Below are 26,030 nucleotides of genomic sequence, written 5' to 3' on the forward strand. Positions count from 1 at the left end.
GCGGCGTTCGGGAGGTGGCAGGCGTCGGGAGGGGTCGTCGGGGGAGTAGGAGAGGGGTTCGAGGAAGAGGGGGATTTCCTCGCGGGCACAGTCGGCGGCGATGGTACGGACGAGGTGTTCGACCTGGGGCGCCTGGGGGGCGTCGGGGTGGTAGTACACGAGGAGTTTCACGCCGGAAGCGCCGGAGCGGGCGATGCGGGCGACGTTCCAGCCTTCGGCGAGGCCGGTCTGGAGGTTGGCGGGATCGCCGGTGGATCCGGTGTCGAGGGCGACGAGGAGGCCGGTGGAGCCGGGCAGGTCGCCGTGGGTGACGCAGGCGTCGAGGCCGAGTTCGGGATCGAGGAGGACGGCGGAGGCGAGGGGGCCGAGGGCGCGAACGATGTCGCGTTTGATGTCGGCGAGGAGTTCGTCGAGGGGGCGGTCGGGGGAGGCGGACGCGAGCTGACGGCGGAGGGGGCCGCGGTGGTCGATGGCGAGAACGGTGAAGGCGCCGTCGGGACCGGCGGTTTGCTGGAGGCGGCGCCGTTTGCCGAGGGGGAGTGGCATGGGGATCAGGGGGTGGGGGGATGGGGAATGGTCGGGCGGTCGATTTCGTCGAGGCGGACGGGGCGGTTGAGGGTGTGGGACTGGCGGGCGGCGTGGGCGATGAGGACGGGGATGCGGCCGTCGGGGCCGGGGACGGGGGAGGGGGAACCGGAGCGGATGGCGGCGAGGAAGGCGCGCATTTCCTCGAGGTAACTGTCGAGGTAGCGATCCATGAAGAAGCGGAGGGGGAGGTCGCGCTGGACGCGTTCGGGGCCGCTGAGGAGGGCGGTGTTGGGGTGGTTGTTGTCGATGCGGATGGAGCCGGCGGAGCCGAAGACTTCGACGCGCTGGTCGTAGCCGTACACGGCCTGGCGGCAGTTCTGGATGGTGGCGACGACGCCGTTGCGGAAGGTGAGCAGGACGGTGGCGGTGTCGAGGTCGCCGGCCTCGCCGATGGCGGGGTCCACGCGGACGCTGCCGGTGGCATAGACCTCGACGATCTCGGAGCCGACCAGGAAGCGGGCCATGTCGAAGTCGTGGATGGTCATGTCGAGGAAGATGCCGCCGGAGCGGCGGACGTACTCGAGCGGGGGCGGGGCGGGATCGCGGCTGACGATGAGGACCTGGTGGGGGGTGCCGATTTCGCCGCGGACGACGGCTTCGCGGACGCGGCGGAAGTTGGGGTCGAAGCGTCGATTGAAGCCGATCTGGAGGAGGACGCCGGCGCGATCGACGGCGGCGAGGGCCCGGTCGATGGGGGCGAGTCCGGCATCGATGGGTTTTTCGCAGAAGACGTGTTTGCCGGCGGCGGCGGCGGCTTCGATGATCCCGACGTGGGTGTCGGTGGGGGAACAGACGATCACGGCCGCGAGGTCGGGGCGGGCGAGGAGTTCACGGTAGTCGGAGCCGGACTGCGGGATGCCGAAGCGTTCGGCGCAGGAACGGGCGGCGCCGGGATCGACGTCGGTGACCATGCGGAGGTCGGCTTCGGGGAGGCGGCAGCGGAGGTGTTCGGCGTGGAGACGGCCGATGCGACCCGCGCCGACGAGGCCGACGGGGATGGGGGACGGGGTCATGGATCAGAGGCCGAGGGTACGGAGGAATTCGCGGTTGCGGCGGGCGCTTTCCTTCGGGGTGCCCATGCCGGGGAGGACATCCTGCTCGACCAGGACCCAGCCGCGGTATTCGCGGCGGCGGAGCCAGTCGAGGACGGCCCGGAAATCGACGCAGCCGCGGCCGAGTTCGCAGAAGACGCCATGGCGGACGGCGGCGAAGTAGTCCCAGCCTTCGGCGCGGGCGCGGCGGGCGACGGCGGGTTCGCAATCCTTGAGGTGGAAGTAGGGGATGCGATCGGCGAAGCGGTCGAGGGCCTGGAGGACGGCGGTGGTGTCGTCGGCTCCGGCGCCGTAGGTGAGGTGGCCGGTATCGAAGACCAGTCCGACGAGTTCGGGGTCGGTGCGGGCGAGGAGGATTTCGATTTCGTCGGGGGTTTCGAGGAAGCCGGCGCAGTGATGGTGAAAGACGGTGCGGAGGCCGGTGGCGCGATGGACGGCCCGGGCCACGCGGTGGGTGCCGTCGATGAAGGCGGACCAGCCGGCGTCGGAGAGGGCCATGGCCGTGGTGACGCGGCCGGCGTGGAGGGTGCGGACGGGGTCGGAGCCGTTGTCGTCGGCGAGGACGAGGAAGGGCGGGGAACCGGCGGAGGATTGCTGGTGGACGGCGGCGAGGAGTTCGGCGACGCGGAGGGCGCGGGCTTCGCCGTCGGCGTGGGCGTCGGGGTGGCGCAGGGCGACGGGGACGAAGGCGCCGAGGAGCTGGAGGTGACGGGCGGCGAGTTCGCGGTGGAGATCGTGGGGCGAGGTGGGCATGAAGCCCCAGTCACCGAGTTCGGTGCCGGCGTAGCCGGTGGCGGCCATTTCGTCGAGGACCTGGGCGTAGCCGAGGGGTCTGGCTTCGAGGCCTTCGAATTCGAGGGAGCCCCAGGAGCAGGGGGCATTGCCGACGCGGATGGGGACGGGGACAGGGACGGGGAGGGGGTTCATGAGGGGAGGAAGAGGCGTTCCTTGGGGCGTTGGGATTCCCAGACGGCGCGGGCCTGGCGGACGGATTCGGATTCGCTGACTTCGGCCGGGGGGACATCCCACCAGGATTCGTAGCCGCCGACGCCGGCGTAGCGGTCGTTGCGGATGGCGATGACGGTGGTGCGGGGCTGGCGGCGGGCTTCGAGGAGGGCGGCGGTGAAGTCGTCGTAGGTGGCGCACTCGATGACATGGGCGCCGAGGCTGCGGGCGTTGAGGGCGAGGTTGACGGGGAGGGGTTCGAGGTCGGGGCCGGCCTCGTCGCCGGGGAGCTGGCCATCGCGGGGGAAGGCATAGCGGGTGCCGAAGCCCTGTTGTCCGAGGGAACGGCTGAGGCCGCCGATGCTGTTGAAGCCGGAGTTGTCCATGAGGACGATGGTGAGTTTGAGGTCCTCCTGGATGGACGTGATGATTTCGTTGCCGAGCATGAGGTAGCTGCCATCGCCGACGAGGACATAGACTTCGCGGCGGGGGTCGGCGAGTTTGATGCCGAGGCCGCCGGCGATTTCGTAGCCCATGGTGCTGAAGCCGTATTCGAGGTGGAAATTCTTCGTGTTGCGGCAGCGCCAGAGTTTGTGGAGGTCGCCGGGCATGCTGCCGGCGGCATTGATCATGACGGCGTCGGGGGGGCTGAGTTCGTTGACGGCGCCGATGAGTTCGCCCTGGCTGGGGAGGGGTTGGTGGCGGATGGCGTAGATGCGGTCCACCTCGGCTTCCCAGTCGTGGTGGGCCTGTTCGGATTCGGCGCGGTATCCGGGGGGGACGGAATGACCGGCGAGCATGGGGAGGAGTTCGTCGAGGGTGACGCGGGCATCGCCGACGAGGGGGAGGGCGTGGTGTTTGGCGGCGTCGAATTCGGCGACGTTGAGATTGATGAAGCGGACGCCCGGGGCCTGGAAGGCGGTTTTGCTGGCGGTGGTGAAGTCGCTGTAACGGGTGCCGATGCCGAGGACGAGGTCGGCGTTGCGGGCGGCGAGGTTGGCGGCGCGGGTGCCGGTGACGCCGATGGCGCCGAGGTTGAGGGGATGGTCGTACCGGAGGGAGCCTTTGCCGGCCATGGTTTCGCCGACGGGGATGCCGGTGGCCTCGACGAAGCGGCGGAGGGATTCGGTGGCACCGCTGTAGAGGACGCCTCCGCCGGCGACGATGAGGGGACGCCGGGCGGCGCGGATCCAGTCGGCGGCGCGGAGGATGGCGGCGGTGTCGGGGCGGTTGCGGGGGACGGACCAGGTGCGGGGGGCGAAGAATTCGGAGGGATAATCGAAGGCCTCGGTCTGGGCGTCCTGGGGGAGGGCGAGGGTGACGGCGCCGGTTTCGACGGGGCTGGTGAGGACGCGCATGGCCTCGGGCAGGGCGGTGAGGAGCTGGTCGGGCCGGTAGAGGCGGTCCCAGTAGCGGCTGACGGGTTTGAAGCAGTCGTTGACCGAGATGTCCTGGGTGTGGCTGGACTCGAGTTGCTGGAGGACGGGGGCGACGTTGCGGCGGGCGAAGATGTCGCCGGGGAGGAGGAGGACGGGGAGGCGGTTGATGGTGGCGACGGCGGCGCCGGTGATCATGTTGGTGGCGCCGGGTCCGATGGAGGAGGTGCAGACGAGGGACTGGAGGCGGTTCTGCATTTTGGCGAAGGCGACGGCGGTATGGACCATGGCCTGCTCGTTGCGGCTTTGGTAGTAGCGGAGGGCGGGGTACTGCTGGAGGGCCTGTCCGATGCCGGCGATGTTGCCGTGGCCGAAGATGCCGAAGCAGCCGGGGAAGAAGCGGTGGCTGACGCCGTCGCGTTCGACGTGCTGGTGAACGAGGAATTTGACCAGGGCCTGGGCCAGGGTGAGGCGTTCGGTGGGGAGGTTCATAGGCATGGAGAGGCGTGGAGGGGCGTGGAGGGGTTCAGTCCAGTCCGCCGCGGGGGGCGACGAAGGCGAGGACTTCGTCGAGGGTGGGCATGAAGTTGGCGCAGCCGTGGCGGGTGACGACGATGGCGCCGCAGGCGTTGCCGAGGCGGGCGGCCTTGCGCCAGCCCCAGCCCTGGAGGTGGCCGTAGAGGAACCCGGCGGCGAAGGCATCGCCGGCTCCGAGGATATTGGCGATCTCGACGGGGTAACCTGGGGCCTCGATGGATTCGGGTTCGGAGGCGGCGGCACGGACATGGACGCGGGCGCCTTGTTCGCCGCGTTTCTGGACGACGGCGCGGGGGCCCATGGTGAGGAGGGTGCGGACCGCCTGGTCCACGTTGCCGTGGACGCGGGTGTCGGAGACGGAACGGGTCGCCTCGACGTGGGCGGGGTCGGTGAGCATGGCGGCGTTGATTTCGTCCTCGGTGCCAAGGACGACATCGGTAAGGCGCAGGGCGGAGCGGATGGCGACGCCGAAGGCGCGGGGGTCGTGCCACTGATCGGGACGGAAATCGATGTCGAGGACGACTTCGCGGCCGGTCTGGCGGGCGAGTTCGGCGGCGAAGAGGGTGGCGCTGCGGCTGGGTTCCCTGCTGAGATTGGTGCCGGCGAACTGGAAGATGCGTGCCTGGGCGATGGGGGCGGCGAGGACATCCTCGATGGTCAGCCCGATGTCGGCGCAGTTTTCGCGGTAGAAGACCAGCGGGAAGCGGTCGGGGGGTTCGATGCCGAGGACGACGGCGCTGCTGCGGCGGTCGGGTTTGCGGGGGATGTAGCGGGTGACGACTCCTTCCTGGTCGAGGAACTGGAGGATGAAATCGCCAACCGGGTCGGTACCGACGGCGGTGAGGAGGGCGGTGCGGAGGCCGAGGCGGCGACCGCCGACGCTGATGTTGGTGGGCGAACCTCCGACGTAGGCGGCGAAGCTGCGGATTTCGGGGAAGGGCCGGCCGACGTCGTTGCTGTAGAGGTCGATCGAGGACCGGCCCATGTGGAAGGTGTCGAAGAGGATCTCCGGTTGGTCCATGGGCAGAGGCGGGGGGATTTTGGGGAGGCGGTTGGGCGGAATGCGGGCTGGCATTCCGGATCAGTAGAGGGGCAGGCGGGGATCGCGGGTGCGGTAGGTGTCCTTGACCCAGGCGTAGCGGGGGTCTTCGCGGTTGGCGAGGCTTTGGGCGCTGCCGGCGAGAACGTTGAGGTAGTAGGTGGTGTAGCCGGGGGCGCTGACCACGGGATGGTAACCTTCGGGGACAAGGACGACATCGCCGTGGCTGGCGCGGACGAGGGCGTCGATGGGACGACCGGCGGCGTGGCCGGGGGAGTCGGCATCGGTGTAGATGCGCTGGCAGGCGTATCCTTCGGGGCGGTCGATCTGGTAGTAGTAGATTTCCTCGAGGTCGGCTTCGAGGAGGCGGCCCTGGTCATCGACGACGTGGCGGTCGTGTTTGTGGGGCGGGTAACTGCTCCAGTTGCCGCCGGGGGTATAAACCTCGACGAGGACCAGTCGATGGACGGGCGAGCCGGGGGGAAGGAGGTCGTTGATCTGGCGGCTGACGTTGTCGCCGCCGCGGATGGAGCGGGCGACCTGGTCGGGGCGGATCAGCCAGGGGGCATGATCCTGGTCGGTGGGGACCCAGGTGACGGCGAAGGTGGCTTCGGATTCGGCGACAACCTGGAAGCGGGTGCGGCGGGGGAGGTAGAGGGCGTGGGCGGCGTCCTCGAACACGGTGGCGCGACCGCCGATGCCGGTCCAGTGACCGCGGTCGGAGGCAACGGCAAAGCGGCCGGTGAGATTGACCAGGGCCAGCTCGTTTTCGGCGGTGTCGAAGGCCCATTCGGCACCCGGCGCAAGGCGGCGGATCTCGAAGGAGATCAGGTCCCAACCGGCGGTGGCCGGGGTGACGCGGAGGACACGTCCGGGGTCGGCCGGGTCCGGTTGAGGACGGACGAGGAGGGAATCCGGCGTGGCGTTCATTCCGTCTCGGGCCAGAAGCGTTCGGTGACGATCCTGGGTTCGGTATAGAAGTCGATGACGGCGCGGCCCTGGGCCTTGATATCGGAGAATTGGGAGCCGCGCATGCCGCCGAAGGGGAGGTGGGCGACGGGGGCGGGGATGCCGACGTTGACACCGATCATGCCGCATTCGACTTCGAGTTTGAAGCGGCGGGCCCAGTAACCGCTCCGGGTGTAGATCGAGGCGCCGTTGCCGTACTCGTGCTGGTTGATGATGGCGACGGCCTCCTCGAAGGAGGCGGCTTCGAGGACGACCACGACGGGGCCGAAGATTTCGGTGCGATGAATGGCCATGCCGGGCCGGACGCCGCGGAAGACAGTGGGGCCGATGAAGTGGCCCTGTTCGGCGCCGGGCACGCGGACATGGCGGCCATCGGCGAGCAGTTCGGCGCCTTCCCGGACACCGGTCTCGATCATTTCGAGGACGAACTGGCGGGCTTTGGCGGAAATGACGGGGCCGATCACCATGGGGTCATTGGCGACGGCGGGGTCGAGGGGATTGGCGACGGTGACGTGGGTGCAGGCCTGGACGAGCTGGCGGCAGACCTGATCATGGACTTCGCGGCCGACGGCAACGATGGCGGAGGCGGCCATGCAGCGCTGGCCGGCACAGCCGAAGCAGGAGGAGATCATGTTGCGGACCGCCTCGTCCACGCGGGCATCGGGCATGACGACGAGGTGGTTCTTGGCGCCGCCCATGGCCTGGAACCGCTTGCCGGCGGCGGCGCAGCGGGTGGCGACGGCCCGGGCGGTGCGGCTGGAGCCGACGAGGGAAAGCCCGCGGACACGGGGATGATCGATGAGCGTCTCGACCACGGTCCGGTCGCCGTGGATGACATTGACGACGCCGGCCGGAAGGCCCACGGCGTGGAAGTGACCGGCGATGCGCTGGAGGGTGAGGGGGGTCTGTTCGGAGGGTTTGACCACGAAGGTATTGCCGGCGGCGATGGCGTAGGGGAGGAACCAGAACGGCACCATGCCTGGGAAGTTGAAGGGGCCGGCCATGGCAAAGACGCCGATGGGCAGGCGGAGGACTTCGCCGTCGATGCCTTCGGCGGCCCCGATGAGCTTGTCGCCCTGTTGAAGGACGGGGAGGCCGCAGGCGACCTCGCAGTTCTCGATCAGGCGCTTCATTTCGGCGCGGGCGTCGGGGAGGGACTTGCCGTTCTCCCCGGTGATCGAGCGGGCGAGGGATTCCTCGTCGGCGCGGAGGCGTTCGAGCAGCCGGAAGAGGTACTCGGCGCGGCGGGAACCCGGGGTGCGGCTCCAGGTGGGGAAGGCGGTGTCAGCGGCCGCGACGGCACGGGCCACCTCGGCGGGGGTGGAAAGGGGGACCACTCCGAGGAGGGCGCCGGTTGAGGGATTCTCGATGGGGAGGGTTCCGGAGCACTCGGCGTCGGACCACTGGCCGCCGATGTAGTTTTTCAGAGGCGTGAATTCAGCCATAGGTGCGGGCGTGCAGGGTACGGACAACAACCGACCGGGCGGCGGGGCCAGCGTCCGGGCGGCTGAAGCGGCGCCACGCTAGGCGGAGGCTGCGTGGGGTGGGAAGTCCAAAGCAAGCCGTGCTTCGCTGGGAAACGAGCTGCGCCGATGGAGCGGGCAAGTACCACGGTCAACGGGGCATCACGAGCGTTCGTTCAGCGGATCCAGCGCCAGCGGGTGGCGGCCTGGTGATAGAGGACGGGCAGGAGCACCAGGGACAGGCCGATGGCGCCCAGGAGGCCGAAGATGTGGACGGCCGTGAGGGGACGCCACAATTCGCCGCCGGTGAGGGCGAGCGGGATCAGGCCGCCCACGGTGGCCAGGCTGGTCACGAGGACCGCCCGCATCCGGACGAGACCGGCATGGATCAGGGCGGGTGCGGTTTCCATGCCGGCGGCGCGGGCCTCCTCGATGAGGTCGGAGATGACGATGATGTGGCTGACGATGACGCCGGCGAGGCTGACGATGCCGAGGAGTGCCATGAAGCCGAGCGAGGTGCCGACGACGGTCATGCCGAGGAAGGCGCCGATCAGGCCGACGGGCACGACGGCGAGGACGATCGACGCCTTGACCACCGAATTGAACTGAAGGACGAGGGCGAGGGCGATGAGGGCGATGGACACGGCCATGACCGTGGCCATTTCCGACCGGCTCTGGGCCAGTTCGCGGGCTTCGCCATCGAATTCCATGCGATAACCGGGGGGCAGGTGGATGCGATCCAGCGCCGGTCGGGCGCGGGCGAGGACCTGGGAAGGCAGTTCGCCGGTCCGGGAGAAGGCGCGGACGGTGACGCTGCGCAGGAGGTTGTGGCGGGGCACGGTGGCGAATTCGGGCTGGATGCCGACCTCGGCGAAACTGCTGAGGGGAACCGGGCGGGTGGTGAGGGATTCGACGTAGAGGGAGCGGATACGGGCAGCCTCGTTGCGTTCCTCGACGGCCAGTCGAATCACCACGGGAACCAGCCGGTCGCCCTCCCGGAGTTCGGTGATCTGAAGGCCGCCGAAGGCGGATTGCATGACGCGACCGATGAGGGTGTTGACGACGCCGAGGCTGTTGGCGCGGGCCTGATCGATGGCGACGCGCAGGGTTGGGATCCGCCAGCCGAGGTCATCGTTGACCTTGTAGCCCCCGGCCTCGCGCAGGACGGATGCCGCCTGGTCCGCGAGCGAACGGAGGATGTCGAGATCTCCGCCGGCGAAGCGGATCTGGATGGGGTAATCGACGGGGACACCCTGTTCGAGTTCCCGCACCAGGACGCGGGCGCCAGCGATTTCGCGGTCGAACCGGTCACGCAGGGCGGCGACCAGGGGAGGGACCTCGGAGGCGAGGCGGGTGTTGACGAGGATCTGGGCGAGGTTGGGCGCGGGTTCGCGGGGCGTGACGTTGTAGTAGAAGCGCGGTGCGGAGCCGCCCAGGAACAGGCCGGCAAGCGTCACCTCGGGATGTTCCCGCAGGCGCTGGACGATGTCGTCCATGACCTCGCGGGTTCGGAAGATGGAGGCCGAGGGCGGGAGTTCCACATCGATGAGGAACTGGTTGCGTTCCGCCGGCGGGAAGAACTGGCTTCCGAGGAAGGGCACGGCGAGGAAGCTCAGGGCGAGCGTGCCGTAGGCCAGTCCGATGGGAAGCCCCGGGCGGCGGAAGGACCTTTCCAGCAGGCTGCCGTAACGGGGAGCGACCCAGCCGAGCGCGGCATCCACCGCCCGGAATACGGGGAAGCGGCGCATCTCGCCCCCTTCGTCGAGGCTGCGTTGACCCCGCAAGAGGTGGAATCCGAGCAGCGGGACGAAGGTCACCGACACCAGGCGCGACGCCACCAGCGCGAGGGTGACCACGAGCGGGAGGGCGAGGATGAAGGCGCCCTTGTCGCCGGGCAGCAGGGCGAGCGGGAGGAAGGCGAGGATGTTGATGGTGGTGGCGAACACAATGGCCCGCCGCAGGCGCCATGGCCCCAGCCAGGCCGCCACTTCGCGGGGCCGGCCTCCGGCCAGTTCGCGGTTGATGGCGTCGGACGCCACCACCGGATCGTCCACCAGCATACCCAGCGCGATGATCAGCGCGGCGATGGAGATCTGGTGCAGGGGGATGCCGAGGGCGTGCATGCCGATGAAGGTCAGCGCGACGGTGACGGGAATGGCCAGTGCCACCACCAGGGCCGAGCGCCATTCCATGAGCAGCAGGGCCACCAGGATCACGATGATCACGGCGTCCAGAAAACAGGCGAGGAACCGGTGGACGCGCTGCCCAACCGCCGCGGGTTGATCGCTGAGCACCCACAGGCGCATGCCTTCGGGAAGCCGCGCCTCGACCACGGACGCCACGGAGGCGACTTCCCGGGCGAATTCCCGGATGATGCGACCTTCCTTCATCTCGACCGCCACCATGGCCGAGCGGAGCACGCCGTTGCCCGGGGCGGCGACATCCTGCGCGCCCGCTCCTGGAAGGATTCCGACCTCGAACTCGACGGGATTCCGATAACCGCGGCGCACCTCGAAAGTGTCCCGCAGATAGATCGGATCGCCGCCCGGGGTCCGTCCGATCACCGCCCCGAGAAGGTCGGCGTCGGTGCGGAATTCGCCGGTGAGCTGGACCGGGAAGTTCTGGCCTTCGGTCGCCAGGATGCCCCCGGGAATGAGGGCGTTGCGCGCGGCGATGAAGTCCATCACCCGCTGGGAATCGAGGCCCCGCCCCTCGACGCCGCGCAGGGAGTACATGAGATAGAGGGCCTCGGGAACAACCCCCACCGCGCGGACACGACCGACGGAGCCGATCTGCTTGAGTTCGTCCTCGAACACCCGTGCGGCGAGTTCCAGATCGCGATGGCTGTATCGCGGCAACGCCCGGGCGCGGATCACCGGCAACGGGTCCTCGGCGCCCATCAGGATCGCCACCGGACCGAAATCCGGGTGCAGTTCCGAGTCGGACCCGGCCAGTTCCCGGATGAAGTCGGCGAGGAACGCCTCGAGGCCGTCCCGGGTCGAGCCGGTGGCGAATTCGGCGAGGATGAAGGATTCCCCCGCAAACCGGTTGACATCCCAGCCATGGCGTCCGGCTTCGAGACGACGGACGAACATCTCGCTGGTGCGGGCCCGGTACGCCTTCGACACAGCGGCCGGATAGAACGCGAACACCGCCGCCCGGCCGTCCGCGTTGGCATCCGCCCGCCAGCCTGCCAGGTGGTCGCGGATCAGATTCGCCCGGGCCACGCACTCCGCCTCGGAGGCGGGCGGGCTCGCCACACCGTACAGCAATGTCACGGTGCTCCCGAAGTCCATGTCCAGATGCGGCGCCTGCGCCCCTTCCGGGAGGGTGACCTCGGACACCTTCGCCCGCAGCCGGTCCCAGTCCTGATCGATGCGCGCCCGGGGCGCCGGGCGGAGGTGAACAGTGATCACCGACACGCCGAGCCGGCTTTGGCTGCTCAACTCCTCGACCGTGTCGAGTTCCGAGATCTTCTTTTCGATCCGTTCGGTGACGAGCTGTTCCACCTGCACGGCGGTGGCCCCGGGAAACAAGGTCACCACCCGGGCGACCCGGTCCGGGATCTTCGGATCCTCCTGCTGGGCGAGCCGGGTCAGGGAAAGGGCACCCCATCCCAGGATGGCCACCAGCGCCAGCCAGCCAACTTCCCGGTGCCCGACGAAGTACCGCGCCAGACCGCCTTCCCTGCGTGGAGGCGGATCCGCCATCAGCGCCGCTCCAGGCTGCGATTCGACGCGACGCCGTCCGAAGCGATCCGAATGGGCGCGCCGTCATGGAGCAGGCTCGCTCCCGTGGCGACCACCCATTCGCCTGCGGCCAATCCCTGGGTCACCACGATGGAACTCTCGAGGATGTCGCCAGTCCGAACCCGTCGCTGGCGGGCATGCCCCTCGTCGGCCACGAACACCGCCAGATCGCGTTCGCCCCGGGCGACGAGGGCTGAAAGCGGCACCAACACGCCCGGGGTCACTCGCAGGGCGTCATCGAGATAGACCGAGGCCGCCATGCCGGGTCTCAGGCGTCCGTCGGGATTGGCGACGCGCACGACAGCCCGGAAAAGGCGGCTTCCCTCCCGCGCGGCCACCCCCACTTCCTGCACCACGCCGGCGAAATCCTGCTCCCGCAGGGCGGGGACGCTCACCCGCACCTCGGTTCCGGGACGGAGTCCGTCGAGGAGCCGGTCGGGCACGCCCACTTCGATCTCGACTTCCGACAGGTCGGCCAGGGTCAGGACCGGCTGGCCGGCCCCAACGGTTTCCCCGGCCCGCACTTCGCGCTGAAGCAAGGTTCCCCGGAAGGGGGCGACGATCCGCGAATCCAGCAGATCCTGGCGTCGCAGCTCGAAGTTCGCCTCGGAGGCCCGCCGTGCCGCCAGGGCGCGCTCGTATTCCTGCTGGGAGGCCGCCCCGTCCCGCAGCAGTCGCACCACCCGCTCGTACTGGGTTCCGTCCATCTCGGCCTGGGCAGCCGCCGAATTGGATGCCGCCAGGAAATCCGTCGGCTTCAGCCGGGCCAGCAGTTGACCGCGGTCCACCACGGATCCCTCCTGCCAGTCGCCGGCGTCCTCGCCCGGCCCGATGAGATCCACAATGCCCGGCACCTTGAAGCTGAGGGTCAACTGGTTCCGCCCCTTGACCGTGGCAAGGTACGCGGCGCCGCGATGCCCGCCCTGCTCGGCGGCCTCTCGCACCTCGATGGCTCCCACCACGAAGGCGTCCGGAGGCGGAGGGTGCTTCACGTCACAACCGGCACCGACCCACGCCAGGGCAGCGATTGCGGACATGACCTGAGCGAACCGATCCATCTGGCAGGGAGCCTGCCAGACACCCCTCGGAACACGGAAGACTTTCGGGGCGATCTTTGTCTCTTGAGCGAAAGGTCAGGCTGAAAACAATGAGCCAGACTCATTAACATTGACGAAAGCAATGAGCCAGACTTAATACCTTTGACTGGCTTCATATATGGAGCCCGACACAATGCAATTGACGCTTGGATCGATGGAGAACTCCACCTGGCAAGCATCTCCCTGATGCTTGCCAGGAACTCGGACCGGGAGGGCCGGGACCGCACCCGACATCCGGTCCGTGGCTTCGTCCGAGATGACGGATCGCCACGGGCGCCTTCGCGCACTTGGCGCGAGACTCGATGCGGGCCGATCGCTACCGTGTGCGCGTGCACATGGCCGAAGTCCGCTCCCGCGGCTGCCGCAATTCCATGCGGCGGAAGATCTTGTGCGGTGCCTTGTTCCTCCTGGCGGTCGCATCCCGCCCTGGGGCGGCACCCCTTTCCGAAGCGGAAGCGATCCGGCGCTTCGAGACGAAGGCGCAGGCCGAGATCGATTCCGGCCGCCTGAGCGGCGTCTCGGTGGCCTGGATCGACGACCAACGGGTGGTCATGACCGCGGCCTTCGGTTGGGCGGACAAGACCCGTCGGATCCCCGCCTCCCCCGCCACGGTGTATCGCGTCGGCTCCATCTCGAAGCTCTTCACGGCCGTCGCCGCCATGCAACTGGCCCAGGCCGGGGAACTCGACATCGACGCGCCAGCCCGGGACTACGTGCCGGAGTTCCGGATCGTCGATCCGTTCCCCGACGCCGCTGCCCCGACCCTTCGCCAGCTCATGACGCACCGCGCCGGACTGGTTCGAGAATCGCCCGTGGGAGGCTACTTCGATCCCACCGAGCCCACCGCCGAGGCCACCGTGGCCAGCCTCGCCGACAGCGTCCTCGTGCATCCGCCGGGCACCGTGACCAAGTACTCGAACAGCGGCATCACGGTGGTTGGCCGCGCGGTTGAAACCCTCACGCAGCTCCCCTTCGACCGCTACCAGGCCGAACGGATCCTGGGTCCGCTGCGCATGGACAGCTCGGGATTCCTCCTGAACCGGGATCTCAAGGGCCGACTGGCAACAGGTTATCTCCCGGTGGCCCTGGTTGAAGGTGGCTTTCAGGAACGCCGGGCCCCGCATTTTGAATTCGGGATCCTCCCGGCGGGCAATCTCTACTCCACGGTCGAGGACCTCGGTCGCTTTCTCGCCTGCCTGTTCGCCGAGGGTCGCGGGCCCGAAGGCGACCTCATCCGGCCCGAAACGCTTCGGGAGATGTGGCGGGTCCAGGCGCCAGGAGCCACCCGCGGCTTCGGACTCGGCTTCGCCATGGGCCAGCACCAGGGACGCAACACGTTCGGGCACATGGGCGCGGTGTACGGCTTCACTTCGCAACTGGTCGGCCTTCCCGGCGAACGCCTGGGAGTGGTGGTCCTCGCCAACGATGACCTGGCCATCGGACCTGTCCGGCGTCTGACCCGGCACAGCCTCGATCTTCTGCTGGCGACCAAGTTCGGCCCACCGCCTCCCGCGGAACCCGACGCCACGCCCATGGACCCGCCGTCCCCGGCCGACATCGCAGCCCTGTCCGGCGAGTATGAATCGCGAAGTTACTGGGCCAGGATCGAGTACCATGCCGGCGCCGGCTGGCGGGCGACCTTCTCGCGGCAACGCTTCGATCTGGTCCGTTCGGGTCCCGACACCTTCCGCGCGCATGGCCGGCTCGGAGACGATCTGGAGGTGCGGTTCGAACGGGCTCCCGAGGGTCCTGCCGAACGTCTTCACGCCCTTGGCCAGACGTTTCGCCGGATCGATCCCAAAGCCCTTCCCGAACCGCCCCTGGCCTGGCGGGCGCTGGTCGGCTCCTACGGGCCCGCGTTCATCCCGCTGATCGTTTCGATCCGCAACGGCAATCTCTACGCCATGACCGAGAACGAGTACGATTACCGCCTGACCCCGCTGAACCGCACCGTCTTCCACATGCCGCCCGGAATGTACGAGTCGGAACAGATCGTCTTCCAACTCGATCGCACGGGCCGCGCCCATACCGCCGTCCTCGCCAACATGCCCCTCGCCCGCCGCCGTCGGTAGCCCGTCCGTTCGTCAAGCCATGACCTCGCTGCTGGGCCCCGACGCCACCTGGCCGCTGCTCGCCGCCGTGGTGGCCGGTGGGGCCGCCAGCATCTGGCTCGAACAACGCTTCCGCTGGGCAGCCCGCCTGGGCGGTCCCGTCCTCGCCCTCGGATTGGCGATGATCCTGTCCAATCTGCGCCTGCTGCCCTGGGAGGCTCCGGCCTACGGGGTGGTGGACGACTACTTCGTCCCGATTGCAATCCCGCTGCTGTTGCTGGGCACGCATCTCCGCCGGATCTGGCGCGAGGCGGGATCCACCTTTGCGGCCTACCACGTCGCCGCGTTCGGGTCGCTGGTGGGCGCCGTCCTGGCCGCCGCGCTCTTCCACGCAGCCATTCCCCGGATGCCGGAAGTGGCCGGCATCATGACCGGGAGCTACATCGGCGGAGGCCTCAATTTCATGGCCCTCCGCACGACCTACCAGGTCGAACCGGAACTCGGCAACCCGCTGATCGTGGCCGACAACTTCATCATGGCGCTGATGTTCGCTGTGCTCGTCGTGATCTCCGGCGCCCGCTGGTTCCTCCGGCGTTATCCCCACCCGCATTCCGGCGACGCCGACCGGGTGGACAGCCGCGAACTCACCGCGCAGCACTGGCGCCGCAAGGACATCTCCCTGCTCGACATCGCCCAGGCCGTGGGCTTCGCGGTGGTCGTGACCGCCGCCGGCTTCACCCTGTCCGGCTTCCTCAAGGCCATCCTCGGTTCCGGCACCGTGGTGGCGGTGATCGCCAATCCCTACGTCCTGATCACCTTTCTCACGGTGGCCCTCAATGGGCTGGCACCGGCCTGGACGGCTTCCATCCGCGGCGGCGAAGAACTCGGCATGTTCCTCCTCTACCTGTTCTTCTTCGTCCTCGGCGTCCGTGCCGACCTCCTCGAAGTCCTCCGCAACGTCCCCCTGCTCTTCGCCTTCTGCCTGGTCATGGCCCTGACCAACCTGGTGGTGACCCTCGTCCTGGGCCGCTGCTTCCGCATGAACCTCGAGGAACTGCTCCTTTCCGTGAATGCCACCCTCGGCGGGCCGCCGTCCGCCGCCGCCATGGCCATTTCCCGCGGCTGGTCCCGCCTGGTTTTGCCCGGGCTGCTGGTCGGCATCTGGGGCTATGTCATCGGCACCCCCCTGGGCATCCTGGTCGCCGAACTGCTGCGACGCTGGTACTGACCCGTCGGTTGATCCGTGGGACTGTGGTCGGGCTCCGAGGCTCCCATGGACTGGTGCATCCCCAAATTGTCGGTGAGGAGGCAGCAAATCGGAGGGACGAGCTCCGCGAGTCCTCATCCCAACGCTGCACACCGTTGCGGCCTCGTGGAACTCGGCCCTCCGAGGCGATGCTTCGCGAAGTTCGTGCCTCGACCCACGACTCCGGGATGTACGGCCCATGGATGCGTCGTGCGATTGATCCGCGCCAGATCCCTCGTAGGGTCGCCGCCGTCATGAAACGATCCGCTTCCGCAAAATGGATCCTCGCCTACGGCGGGTTCCTCATTCTGGCCGGCCTGGCCGGCTACCTCTCCAATCCCGAGAAGGCGAAAACCGCCCTCATGTCCGGCGGCACGGCCGGCACCCTGTCGATCCTCTGGGGATGGTTCGCCACGCAGGAGCGGCGCTGGGCGTGGATGGGCGCCCTGGTGACCACGGGGCTGCTCACCCTGGTGTTTGCGTGGCGCACCCTCGCCAGTTGGCAGGCGGTGGCGGCTGGCGAAGACGGCAAGCTGTTCGCGGCCTGCCTCATCTCCAGCATGCTTGCCGCCTCCCTGTGCCTGCTGCCGGTGCTGGTTCGCGGTGCCGGTATTCGCACCCCTGTGGCCGCAGAGACCCCCCACGTGTAACCCGGCGGATGACCGGCGTGCCCGACCTTAGAGCCTGTCTGAGAACTGGAAGGGGCCCTGCGACGAGGGGTCTTGGCCTGGGCCCCTCGCCGGATCAGCGGAGACTCTTCGATGCCGGCTTGCCGGAGTTCTTTTCCGAGGCGGCTCTCCGGCCCTTTGCGGCGGGCGCCGGGGTGGGGTCTGCCTTCAAGGACGCCTTGGTCTCCTCCATCAACCCGGCCAGGGTTTCCTTCAACTCGGCCTTGGTCTCCCGGCTCATCCGATCGATGAAAAGCACGCCGTTGAGATGATCCACCTCATGCTGGATCGCCCGGGCCAGCAGTCCGCCGCACCGGAATGCAACCGGTCGCCCGTCGGCCCCCAGGGCGTGCACATCAATCCTCGCGGCGCGCGGAATGTCCGCGTAGATTTCCGGGAAGCTCAGGCAGCCCTCCGGCCCATTCACCGTGTCGCCCACCAGCGTCAACTCCGGGTTGATCAGCACCATCGGCATCCGCTCCTCAATGTCTGCCGCCCTCCCGTCGATCTCCAGCGTCGATGGCCGGTCCTTCAGCCCGCGCACGTCGAGAACCGTCAGGCGCACCGCGTGCCCCACCTGATGCGCCGCCAACCCGATTCCATGGGCGTCATACATCGTGTCGAGCATGTCGGTGACCAGTTGGCGCACCTCCGGAGTGATCCGCTCGATCGACTCGCCCTTCTGCCGCAACGCCGGGTGCCCGTACTGAACAATCGGTAGAATCATGCCTGCCCGAGGGACGTTTCCCGTTCCCTCCAGCCCAATCTCTCCCCGCCGGCACCCCGGAGGCAAGCGCCCGTTGTGGTGTCCCGCATCGAGGGCGGTGCCTCCCGGAGTTGCAGGTGAGGAGGCAGCAAATCGGAGGGACGAGCTCTGCGAGTCCTCAACCCCATGCTCCACACCGTTGCGGCCTCGTGGAACCCGGCCCTCCGAATTCACCCCTCAGCCTAAATTCGGAGGGACGAGCTCTGCGAGTCCACAACCCATCGCTCCCCATCGTTTTGGCGCTTGTTGGCCCCGACGCCGCCCGTAGGGTTTCCCTCCTCATGCGCATGAAGCTTCTGCCGTGGTTGGCCGCCTGCCTCCTGGGCCTCGGAACGGACGCCGCCCTGGCCGCCCCTGCCAAGGCCGTTGTCCTCTGGCCCGGCGCCGCCCCCGGGGCCCTGGGAACGAACGAGACCGACCGTCCCACCCTCACCCACTACCCCGCCCGGCCCCCGGCCGCCACCGGCGCCGCTGTCGTGGTCTGTCCCGGTGGCGGCTACGGCGGGCTGGCCTCCCACGAAGGTCATGACTACGCCCTGTGGCTCAACGAACGGGGCATCGCGGCCTTTGTGCTGAAGTACCGCCTCGGCTCCCACGGGTATCGCCACCCGGTGATGCTCCAGGATGCCGGCCGCGCAGTCCGCTGGGTGCGGGCTCATGCCGCCACCTTGGGGCTGGATCCGGCGCGGGTCGGCATCATGGGTTCCTCCGCCGGCGGGCACCTCGCCTCCACGCTTCTGACCCGCTTCGACAACGGCCGACCCGACGATCCGGACCCGGTCGAGCGCCAAAGTTCCCGGCCGGACCTGGGCATCCTCTGCTACCCGGTCATTACCATGGGCCAGTTCACGCATGCCGGTTCGCGCCGCAATCTGCTCGGTGAGAATCCCGGTCCTGACCTCATCGACGCCCTCTCGAATGAACGTCAGGTGACACCCCACACCCCGCCCACCTTCCTCTGGCATACCGTCGAGGACCAACCGGTGCCTCTGGAGAACAGCCTTGTGTTCGCCCAGGCGCTGCGCGCCGCTGGCGTGCCCTTCGAACTGCACCTCTTCGAAAAGGGACGCCACGGCATCGGCCTGGCCGGAGGCCACCCCTGGACCGTCGCGCTCGCCGCCTGGCTCGCGGAACGCGGATTCGCCGCCCGCCCCTGATTCCCACTCCGCTCCAAAACTTCACCCCATCTCCTCGCGTGCTGCGCCTCCCGTTCGAACTGATGCTGGCGCTGCGGTACCTCCGCCCCAAGCGCACCTTCGTTTCGGTCATCACCCTCATCGCCATCATCGGCGTCACGCTCGGTGTCACCGTGCTGATCGTGGTCATCGCCGTCATGACCGGATTCGGCGAGCAACTGCGCGAGCGTCTGCTCGGCTTCAACCCCCACCTGACCGTCCGCCGCGCCGGTGCCAACCTCAACAACTACGAGGCCGTCCTCGATGTCGTCGCCGCCCATCCCGCCGTGGTCCGTGCGGCACCCTGGGTCGAAGGCCCCGTCCTGCTCGAGCGGCCGGCCGAAGGCGGCTCGATTGTCCTCACCCCGATCGTCCGCGGCGTCGATCCCAGGCTGGGTCGCGACGCCAACCCGCTCCTCGACAACATCCGGTTCGGCACCAACGACCTCAGGGGCAATGGCATTCTCCTCGGCTACGAACTCGCCCGCCAGCTCGACGCCTTCCCGGGCGACCGCGTCAACATCCTCCCCCCCAGCGTCGCCCAACGCATGTGGTCCCAGGCCCGCCGCAGCCCGGACGGCCAGAGTGACGAGATCTTCGCACCTCTCGAATTCGTGGTCCGGGGCGTCTTCGACGCCGGCTACTACGAGTACAACATCGCGTACGTCATTGCTTCCCTCTGGGATGCCCAGGACCTCTACAACCTCGAGGACTCCGTCCACGGGGTTACGGCCATGTTGCGGGACCCCCTGACTGCCGATGTTGTCCGCCGCGACCTCGCCGCCACCCTGGGGCAGGCCTACCACGTGACCACCTGGATGGAGGAGAAGGGCGAAATCCTCGAGGCGGTTGCCGTCGAGAAGAAGGTGATGTTCATCGTCCTCTTCTTCGTGATGATCGTCGCCGCCTTCGGCATCACCAGCACCCTCATCACCTTCGTCGTCCAGAAAACCCGCGAGATCGGCGTCCTCAAGGCCCTCGGCTGCACCCGCGCCCAGGTCTCCTGGCTCTTCCTGAGCCAGAGCCTGTTCGTCGGCGTCATCGGCGTCGCCTCCGGCTGCACCCTCGGCCTCCTCGCGGTCCGGTACCGCAACGAATTCCTCGAGTTGATGCGCCGCTCGACCGGCCTCGAACTGTTCCCGGCCAGCATCTACGGCTTCGGCGCCCTGCCCGCCCGTCTCGTGTCCTCCGATCTCCTGCTGATCTGCGGCAGCGCCCTCGTCATCTGTGTGCTCGCCGGCGTGCTCCCCGCCTGGAATGCCGGCCGTCTCCAACCGGTCGAAGCCCTTCGCCATGAGTAGCCCGCCCTGCGCCCCCCTGCTTGCCGCCCGGGACATCCGAAAGTCCTACCGCATGGGCCGTCGCCACGTCGATGTCCTCCGCGGCGTCTCCCTCGAAGTGCAGTCCGGCGAGTTCCTGGCCCTCCGCGGGGCGTCCGGTTCCGGCAAGAGCACCCTGCTCCATCTCCTCGGTGGACTCGACCGCCCCGACGCCGGCACGATCCTGTTCCGGAACGAGGCGGTCGATCGATGGCCACCCGCCCGTCTCGCCGCCTTCCGCAATGCCCAGGTCGGCTTCGTCTTTCAAGCCTACCATCTCCTGCCCGAACTCGATGCCCTCGAGAACGTCAGCCTCCCGGCCCGCATGGCCCGTCAGCCTGCCGCGGAAACCCTGCACCGCGCCCGCAAGATGCTTTCGCGTGTCGGTCTCGAACATCGTCTCGACCATCGACCCGCCGAACTGTCCGGCGGCGAACAGCAACGCGTCGCCATCGCCCGCGCCCTCATCAACCGCCCCCAACTGGTCCTCGCCGACGAACCCACCGGCAATCTCGACTCCCGTAGCGGATCGGAAATCCTGCACCTCCTGGAATCCCTCCAGTCCGAGTACGGAATGACCCTGGTCCTGGTCACCCACGATCCCGGCGTCGCCGCCCGCGCCCCCCGTGTCCTCGAACTCACCGACGGCACCCTCGCCCCTCCCCCCTGACCTCCCCTTCCTCCGTCCACCTCCCCGTCCTTGCCTTGGCTCCAAACGGTGCCCTAGCGTGACGGGGCACGGATGAAGATCTACATCGACGGCCGGTACTACGATGAAAAGAGCGCGAAGATCTCGGTCTTCGATCACGGGCTGCTCTACGGGGATGGCGTGTTCGAAGGGATTCGCGTGTACAGCGGCCGGGTCTTCAAGCTGAAGGAGCACATCGAACGGCTCGCCTACTCGGCCAAGGCCATCCTTCTCAACCTGCCCCTCTCCCATGCCGACCTGTGCCGGGCCACCGTCGAGACCTGCCGCCGCAACCGACTCCGCAATGGTTACATCCGCCTGCTGGTGACCCGTGGCCGCGGCACCCTGGGCCTCAATCCCAACACGTGCTCCGCCCCTTCCGTGATCATCATCGCGGGCAAGATCCAGCTCTACCCCGCCGAATACTACGAGCGCGGCCTCGAAATCGTCACCGTCCCCACCGTCCGCAACCTTCACAGCGCCCTCAACCCGGCCATCAAGTCGCTCAATTACCTCAATAACATCCTCGCCAAGATCGAGGCCAACCAGGCCGGCTGCGAGGAGGCCATCATGCTCAATGCCGAGGGCTACGTGGCCGAATGCACCGGGGACAACCTGTTCCTCGTCAAGGGTCGCCACCTCATGACCCCGCCCCTGTCCGCCGGCGCCCTCTACGGCATCACCCGCGCCACCGTCATGGACCTCGCCCAGGCCGCCGGACTCACGGTCTCCGAACCCAACCTGACCCGGTACGACGTGTACAATGCCGACGAATGCTTCCTCACCGGCACCGGCGCCGAGGTGGTGCCGGTGATCAAGGTGGACGGACGTTCCATCGGCGAAGGCCGGCCCGGCCCGGTCACCCGGGACCTCGTCCGTGCCTACCACTCCTTGACGAACTCCACCGGGGAACCGATATACGGCTAGAGGACATGTCCGACCCGACGGGCCTTCCTTCCGCGCGCGCCGTCCCTGCCGGTCTCGCGGAATGGATGTTGCCGATTCGCGATCCGGGCGGGAATCTCCTCCCGGCGGGCGGGGACCCTCGATCGTGTCCTTCCCGCCCACCCATCCATGCTCTGCAGCATCTGCCAGAAGAACGAAGCGAAGGTGCATCTGACACAGATTGTCGATGACAAGATGCAGAAGGTGGATCTGTGCGAGGCCTGCTCCAAGGCCAAGGGCGTCACCGATCCAGCCGGTTTTTCCCTCGCCGATCTCCTGCTCGGCCTCGGGGCGGCCCAGGACGGCGGCGAAAACCGCCCCACCCCCAAGGCCGGCGAACTCTCCTGTCCCGGGTGCGGCCTTTCCCAGGCGGATTTCAAGAAGTCCGGCCGCTTCGGCTGCCCGCAGTGCTACACCACGTTCGCCGAAGGACTGCCCGGCATGCTCAAGACGATGCACAAGGGCCTCCGCCACATCGGCAAAGTTCCCCAAACCCACCGGCCCAAGCGCGATCCCGCCGACCTCCTCCGGCAACTCAACCGGCGCCTCGAAAAAGCGATCCAAATGGAAAATTTCGAGGAGGCCGCCCAGTTGCGCGATCAGATCCGCGCCCTCAAGCAGCCCGCCGCCCAGGCGCCGTGATCCATGTCCAACGACCTCCATTCCTTCCTCAGCCTCCCGGCCGATACCGTCCGCAAGACCGGGCCGATGGACCAGATTGTCCTCTCGTCCCGGGTCCGGCTCGCCCGCAATATCCAGGGCTTCGCCTTCCCCGGTTGGGCCAAGAAATCCGAACGCGTCCGCTCCCTCGACATTATCCGCAGCGCCGTCGAGCAGGTGCCGGTGATGACCAGCGGCTTCGCCGATTCCATGGACAGCCTGTCCTCCATGGACAAGCAGATCCTCGTCGAACGCCACCTCATCAGCCGCGAACACGCCGCCAAGAGCGGTGGCAGCGGTCTCGTCCTCGACCGCCTCGAGTCCCTCAGCGTCATGATCAATGAGGAGGACCACCTGCGGATGCAGTCGCTCCGCCCCGGCCTCCAGCTCCGCGAGGCCTGGCAGGCGGTCGATGAAATGGACAGTGCCCTCGAGGCCCGCCTCCCCTACGCCTTCTCCCCCGATCTTGGCTTCCTCACCGCCTGCCCCACCAACGTCGGCACAGGCATCCGCGTCAGTGCCATGCTGCACCTGCCCGGATTGGTCCTGACCGAACTCATCAATTCCATCGTCCAGTCCGTCAACAAGCTGGGGCTCGCGGTCCGCGGCCTCTACGGCGAAGGCACCGAGGCCCTCGGCAACATCTTCCAGGTCTCCAACCAGATGACCCTCGGCGAATCCGAACTCGAGATCGTCGAACGCCTCAGCAAGGTCGTCCACCAGATGATCGAGCACGAGCTCAATGCCCGGCAGAAGCTCCTCGAGGAGAAACCCAAGGTCCTCTTCAACCATGTCGGCCGCGCCTTCGGCATCCTTGCCAATGCCCATAGCATCTCGTCCAAGGAGGCCATGAACCTCCTGTCCCTGGTGCGCCTGGCCCACGACTTCAAGATGTTCCCCACGGTCCCCAGGGCCCTCTTCGACGAACTCCTCCTGGTCACCCAGCCGGCCCACCTCCAGCGGGCCCAGGCCGGCAAGCTCGCCGCCGACGAACGCGATATCCGGCGGGCCGATCTCCTCCGCGACCGGCTGGCCGAGACGCCACGCCCGGTGACCGCCCAGTTGACGCCGCCGGAAGCCGGTGACATTACACCCCCTCCGGAACCCCCCCCGGCAAACGATGCTTTATGAGTGACGAGGCCATGAACAATTTCACGCCCCGTGCCCAGCAGGTGCTGGCGCTGGCGCGCAAGGAGGCCGACCGCTTCAACCACAACTTCGTGGGCACCGAGCATCTCCTGCTCGGTCTCATCAAGCTGGGTCAGGGCGTCGCCGTGAACGTGCTTCAGAAAATGGGGCTCGACCTCGACACCGTCCGCCTCGAAGTCGAAAAGCAGGTCGGTACCGGCCCCGACCAGAAGGTCGTCGGCAACATCCCCTACACGCCCCGCGTCAAGAAGGTCCTCTCCCTCGCCGCCAAGGAAGCCAAGGCCCTCAACCATACCTACGTCGGCACCGAACACATCCTCCTCGGCCTCCTGCGCGAGGGCGATGGCGTCGCCGCCCGTGTCCTCAAGAGCCTCGACGTCGATATCGAACAGACACGGCAGGAAATCCTCAAGGAACTCGACCCCAACTTCGCCAATCAGGAGGAGGGCGCCCCCGCCGCCGAGGGTGGCCCGGAAAAGCCCGACAAGAAGGGCGAGGTCAAGACCCCCGCCCTCAAGGCCTTCGGACGTGACCTCACCGAAATCGCCCGCAAAGGCGAAATGGATCCCGTCATCGGCCGTACCTCCGAAATCGAACGGGTCATCCAGATCCTCTGCCGCCGCACCAAGAACAATCCCGTCCTCCTCGGCGAGGCCGGGGTCGGCAAGACCGCCATTGTCGAAGGTCTCGCCCAGGAGATCGCCCGCGGTAACGTCCCCGAAATCCTCCGCGAAAAACGCGTCATCACCCTCGACATGGCCCTCATGGTCGCCGGCACCAAATACCGCGGCCAGTTCGAGGAGCGCATCAAGGCCGTGATGGACGAAATCCGCCGCGCCAAGAACATCCTCCTCTTCATCGACGAGTTGCACACCATTGTCGGGGCCGGATCGGCCGAGGGCACCATGGACGCCTCGAACATCATCAAGCCCGCCCTCAGCCGCGGCGAGATGCAGTGCATCGGCGCCACCACCCTCAACGAGTACCGCAAGTACATCGAGAAGGACGCCGCCCTCGAACGCCGCTTCCAGACGGTCAAGGTCGAGGCTCCCACCCCCGACGAAGCCGTCCAGATCCTCAAAGGCCTCCGCCCCAAGTACGAGGACCATCACAAGGCCGAAATCACCGACGCCGCCGTCGAGGCCGCCGTCAAGCTCTCCGACCGCTACATCACCGGGCGGTTCCTCCCCGACAAGGCCATCGATGTCATGGACGAAGCCGGCGCCCGCGCCCGCATCGGTGCCATGACCCGCCCGCCCGAGGTCAAAGACCTCGAAGCCGACATCGAGTCGATCAAGACGCGCAAGGAAAAGGCCATCAAGGAACAGGACTTCGAGGGCGCGGCCGCCATGCGCGACAAGGAAAAGCAGGCCAAGGAACGCCTCGAGGGCGTCCTCAACGCCTGGAAGACCAACCGCGAGGAAAAGCGCGTCAAGGTCGATGAGGAGGAAGTCGTCCAGGTGGTCGCCAAGTGGACCGGCATCCCCCTTCGCCGCATGGAACAGAGCGAAGCGCAGAAGCTCCTCGACATGGAACAGGTGGTCGGCCGCATGGTCATCGGTCAGCAGGAGGCCGTCTCCGCCCTCAGCCGGGCTCTGCGCCGTTCCCGGGCCGATCTCAAGGACCCGCGCCGCCCCATCGGCACCTTCATGCTCCTCGGCCCCACCGGGGTCGGAAAGACGCTCCTCGCCAAGGCCCTCGCCGAACACATGTTCGGCGATCCCAAGGCCCTCGTGCAGCTCGACATGTCCGAGTACATGGAGAAGTTCAGCGTCTCCCGCCTGGTCGGTTCCCCCCCGGGCTACGTGGGCTACGAAGAGGGTGGCCAGCTCACCGAGGCCGTCCGCCGCAAACCCTACTGCGTGGTCCTCTTCGACGAACTCGAAAAGGCCCACCCCGACGTCTCCAACATGCTCCTCCAGATCCTCGAGGAGGGGAAACTCACCGATTCCCAGGGACGCCAGGTGGATTTCCGCAACACCATCATCCTCCTGACCTCCAACGTCGGCGCCGATACCATCCGCAAGAACAACGTCCTCGGCTTCGGCTCGGTTTCCGACAACGCCGACGCCAGGTACGACAAGATGCGCGAACGCCTCCAGGAGGAGTCCAAACGCGTCTTCCGCCCCGAGTTCCTCAACCGCCTCGATGACGTCATCGTCTTCCATCCCCTCTCCAAGGAGGACCTGGTCAAGATCCTCGACCTGGAAGTCGCCAAGGTGATCGAACGCGTGCAGCGCCGGAATCTCAACCTGGTCCTCGACGCCGGCGCCCGGGACTTCCTGGTCACCAAAGGCTACGACCCCGCCTATGGCGCCCGCCCGATGCGCCGCGCCGTCGAACGTTACCTCGAAGATCCCCTCGCCGAAGAGGTCCTCAAGGGCACCCTCCACGACAACGAACCCATCGAGGTCAGTGTCGAGGGCGACAAACTGGTGTTCCGCCAGGGCGCCTCGGCCAGCGGCGCCCTCCCGGCCGAGGCCGGCACCGTCTGATCCACCCCACCCCTCACCCGGCCGCGGTCCCCGGGCCCGGCGCGGAAATCCCC

General features: G+C 67.8%; 20 protein-coding genes. 10 read left to right on the plus strand and 10 right to left on the minus strand.

Annotated features, from left to right (window positions below):
* The 9 genes from KF833_05060 to KF833_05100 all read right to left on the minus strand — a co-directional run.
* A partial coding sequence (locus KF833_05060; GenBank protein ID MBX3744657.1) for a hypothetical protein occupies nt 1-546 on the minus strand: 546 nt, incomplete at its 3' end.
* A 5-nt stretch (nt 547-551) separates the two neighbouring features.
* Nucleotides 552-1,601 (minus strand): inositol 2-dehydrogenase, encoded by a 1,050-nt coding sequence (gene iolG, locus KF833_05065; GenBank protein MBX3744658.1) that lies wholly within the window; start codon nt 1,599-1,601, stop codon nt 552-554.
* Between the two features lie 3 nt (nt 1,602-1,604).
* Complete coding sequence (locus tag KF833_05070; protein ID MBX3744659.1) at nt 1,605-2,567, minus strand: TIM barrel protein; 963 nt, start codon at nt 2,565-2,567, stop codon at nt 1,605-1,607.
* Complete coding sequence (gene iolD / locus KF833_05075) at nt 2,564-4,453, minus strand: 3D-(3,5/4)-trihydroxycyclohexane-1,2-dione acylhydrolase (decyclizing) (GenBank protein ID MBX3744660.1); 1,890 nt, start codon at nt 4,451-4,453, stop codon at nt 2,564-2,566. Before iolD ends, KF833_05070 begins: the two co-directional genes overlap by 4 nt.
* 34 nt (nt 4,454-4,487) lie before the next feature.
* Entirely contained in the window at nt 4,488-5,483 is a 996-nt protein-coding gene (gene iolC / locus KF833_05080; protein MBX3744661.1) for a 5-dehydro-2-deoxygluconokinase, read from the minus strand.
* A 96-nt stretch (nt 5,484-5,579) separates the two neighbouring features.
* Complete coding sequence (iolB, locus tag KF833_05085; GenBank protein ID MBX3744662.1) at nt 5,580-6,467, minus strand: 5-deoxy-glucuronate isomerase; 888 nt, start codon at nt 6,465-6,467, stop codon at nt 5,580-5,582.
* Nucleotides 6,464-7,951 carry a CoA-acylating methylmalonate-semialdehyde dehydrogenase gene (gene mmsA, locus KF833_05090; protein MBX3744663.1) on the minus strand — a complete coding sequence of 496 codons (1,488 nt, stop codon included), beginning with the start codon at nt 7,949-7,951 and terminating at the stop codon, nt 6,464-6,466. Before mmsA ends, iolB begins: the two co-directional genes overlap by 4 nt.
* A 194-nt stretch (nt 7,952-8,145) precedes the next feature.
* Nucleotides 8,146-11,679 (minus strand): efflux RND transporter permease subunit, encoded by a 3,534-nt coding sequence (locus KF833_05095; protein ID MBX3744664.1) that lies wholly within the window; start codon nt 11,677-11,679, stop codon nt 8,146-8,148.
* Entirely contained in the window at nt 11,679-12,755 is a 1,077-nt protein-coding gene (locus KF833_05100) for an efflux RND transporter periplasmic adaptor subunit (GenBank protein ID MBX3744665.1), read from the minus strand. The genes KF833_05095 and KF833_05100 overlap by 1 nt, the downstream gene beginning before the upstream one ends.
* A gap of 389 nt (nt 12,756-13,144) precedes the next feature.
* On the opposite strand from KF833_05100, the gene KF833_05105 reads away from it, so the two are divergent.
* The 3 genes from KF833_05105 to KF833_05115 all read left to right on the plus strand — a co-directional run bounded on the left by KF833_05105 (nt 13,145) and on the right by KF833_05115 (nt 16,762).
* Nucleotides 13,145-14,887 carry a beta-lactamase family protein gene (locus KF833_05105; GenBank protein ID MBX3744666.1) on the plus strand — a complete coding sequence of 581 codons (1,743 nt, stop codon included), beginning with the start codon at nt 13,145-13,147 and terminating at the stop codon, nt 14,885-14,887.
* Nucleotides 14,888-14,906: 19 nt separating this feature from the next.
* Nucleotides 14,907-16,094 (plus strand): DUF819 family protein, encoded by a 1,188-nt coding sequence (locus KF833_05110; GenBank protein MBX3744667.1) that lies wholly within the window; start codon nt 14,907-14,909, stop codon nt 16,092-16,094.
* A 272-nt stretch (nt 16,095-16,366) separates the two neighbouring features.
* A complete protein-coding gene (locus KF833_05115) occupies nt 16,367-16,762 on the plus strand; it encodes a TMEM14 family protein (protein MBX3744668.1) in 396 nt (131 codons plus the stop codon).
* Between the two features lie 94 nt (nt 16,763-16,856).
* Here the strand turns inward: KF833_05115 and def are convergent, their stop codons facing one another.
* Complete coding sequence (def, locus tag KF833_05120; GenBank protein ID MBX3744669.1) at nt 16,857-17,507, minus strand: peptide deformylase; 651 nt, start codon at nt 17,505-17,507, stop codon at nt 16,857-16,859.
* 326 nt (nt 17,508-17,833) lie between these two features.
* Between def and KF833_05125 the strand changes: the two genes are divergently transcribed.
* From KF833_05125 to KF833_05155, 7 genes are all read left to right on the plus strand, one after another.
* On the plus strand, nt 17,834-18,703 hold the full coding sequence (locus KF833_05125) for an alpha/beta hydrolase (protein MBX3744670.1): 870 nt from the start codon (nt 17,834-17,836) through the stop codon (nt 18,701-18,703).
* Nucleotides 18,704-18,741: 38 nt separating this feature from the next.
* A complete protein-coding gene (locus KF833_05130) occupies nt 18,742-20,022 on the plus strand; it encodes an FtsX-like permease family protein (protein ID MBX3744671.1) in 1,281 nt (426 codons plus the stop codon).
* Nucleotides 20,015-20,710 (plus strand): ABC transporter ATP-binding protein, encoded by a 696-nt coding sequence (locus KF833_05135; protein ID MBX3744672.1) that lies wholly within the window; start codon nt 20,015-20,017, stop codon nt 20,708-20,710. The genes KF833_05130 and KF833_05135 overlap by 8 nt, the downstream gene beginning before the upstream one ends.
* A 72-nt stretch (nt 20,711-20,782) precedes the next feature.
* Nucleotides 20,783-21,655 carry a branched-chain-amino-acid transaminase gene (gene ilvE, locus KF833_05140; protein ID MBX3744673.1) on the plus strand — a complete coding sequence of 291 codons (873 nt, stop codon included), beginning with the start codon at nt 20,783-20,785 and terminating at the stop codon, nt 21,653-21,655.
* 147 nt (nt 21,656-21,802) lie between these two features.
* Complete coding sequence (locus KF833_05145; GenBank protein ID MBX3744674.1) at nt 21,803-22,315, plus strand: UvrB/UvrC motif-containing protein; 513 nt, start codon at nt 21,803-21,805, stop codon at nt 22,313-22,315.
* 3 nt (nt 22,316-22,318) lie between these two features.
* A complete protein-coding gene (locus tag KF833_05150; GenBank protein MBX3744675.1) occupies nt 22,319-23,464 on the plus strand; it encodes a protein arginine kinase in 1,146 nt (381 codons plus the stop codon).
* 11 nt (nt 23,465-23,475) lie between these two features.
* Nucleotides 23,476-25,977 (plus strand): ATP-dependent Clp protease ATP-binding subunit, encoded by a 2,502-nt coding sequence (locus tag KF833_05155; GenBank protein MBX3744676.1) that lies wholly within the window; start codon nt 23,476-23,478, stop codon nt 25,975-25,977.
* Nucleotides 25,978-26,030: the final 53 nt, after the last annotated feature.

This window comes from Verrucomicrobiia bacterium (assembly GCA_019634625.1).
In the GTDB taxonomy this organism is placed as follows: Bacteria; Verrucomicrobiota; Verrucomicrobiia; order Limisphaerales; family CAIMTB01; genus CAIMTB01.

Bases quoted from the DNA above. Each gene is read 5' to 3' on its own strand.
- iolG (MBX3744658.1), bottom strand. From the start codon at position 1,601: ATGACCCCGTCCCCCATCCCCGTCGGCCTCGTCGGCGCGGGTCGCATC.
- KF833_05070 (MBX3744659.1), bottom strand. From the start codon at position 2,567: ATGAACCCCCTCCCCGTCCCTGTCCCCGTCCCCATCCGCGTCGGCAAT.
- iolD (MBX3744660.1), bottom strand. From the start codon at position 4,453: ATGAACCTCCCCACCGAACGCCTCACCCTGGCCCAGGCCCTGGTCAAA.
- iolC (MBX3744661.1), bottom strand. From the start codon at position 5,483: ATGGGCCGGTCCTCGATCGACCTCTACAGCAACGACGTCGGCCGGCCC.
- iolB (MBX3744662.1), bottom strand. From the start codon at position 6,467: ATGAACGCCACGCCGGATTCCCTCCTCGTCCGTCCTCAACCGGACCCG.
- mmsA (MBX3744663.1), bottom strand. From the start codon at position 7,951: ATGGCTGAATTCACGCCTCTGAAAAACTACATCGGCGGCCAGTGGTCC.
- KF833_05095 (MBX3744664.1), bottom strand. From the start codon at position 11,679: ATGGCGGATCCGCCTCCACGCAGGGAAGGCGGTCTGGCGCGGTACTTC.
- KF833_05100 (MBX3744665.1), bottom strand. From the start codon at position 12,755: ATGTCCGCAATCGCTGCCCTGGCGTGGGTCGGTGCCGGTTGTGACGTG.
- KF833_05110 (MBX3744667.1), top strand. From the start codon at position 14,907: ATGACCTCGCTGCTGGGCCCCGACGCCACCTGGCCGCTGCTCGCCGCC.
- KF833_05115 (MBX3744668.1), top strand. From the start codon at position 16,367: ATGAAACGATCCGCTTCCGCAAAATGGATCCTCGCCTACGGCGGGTTC.
- def (MBX3744669.1), bottom strand. From the start codon at position 17,507: ATGATTCTACCGATTGTTCAGTACGGGCACCCGGCGTTGCGGCAGAAG.
- KF833_05125 (MBX3744670.1), top strand. From the start codon at position 17,834: ATGAAGCTTCTGCCGTGGTTGGCCGCCTGCCTCCTGGGCCTCGGAACG.
- KF833_05135 (MBX3744672.1), top strand. From the start codon at position 20,015: ATGAGTAGCCCGCCCTGCGCCCCCCTGCTTGCCGCCCGGGACATCCGA.
- ilvE (MBX3744673.1), top strand. From the start codon at position 20,783: ATGAAGATCTACATCGACGGCCGGTACTACGATGAAAAGAGCGCGAAG.
- KF833_05145 (MBX3744674.1), top strand. From the start codon at position 21,803: ATGCTCTGCAGCATCTGCCAGAAGAACGAAGCGAAGGTGCATCTGACA.
- KF833_05150 (MBX3744675.1), top strand. From the start codon at position 22,319: ATGTCCAACGACCTCCATTCCTTCCTCAGCCTCCCGGCCGATACCGTC.
- KF833_05155 (MBX3744676.1), top strand. From the start codon at position 23,476: ATGAACAATTTCACGCCCCGTGCCCAGCAGGTGCTGGCGCTGGCGCGC.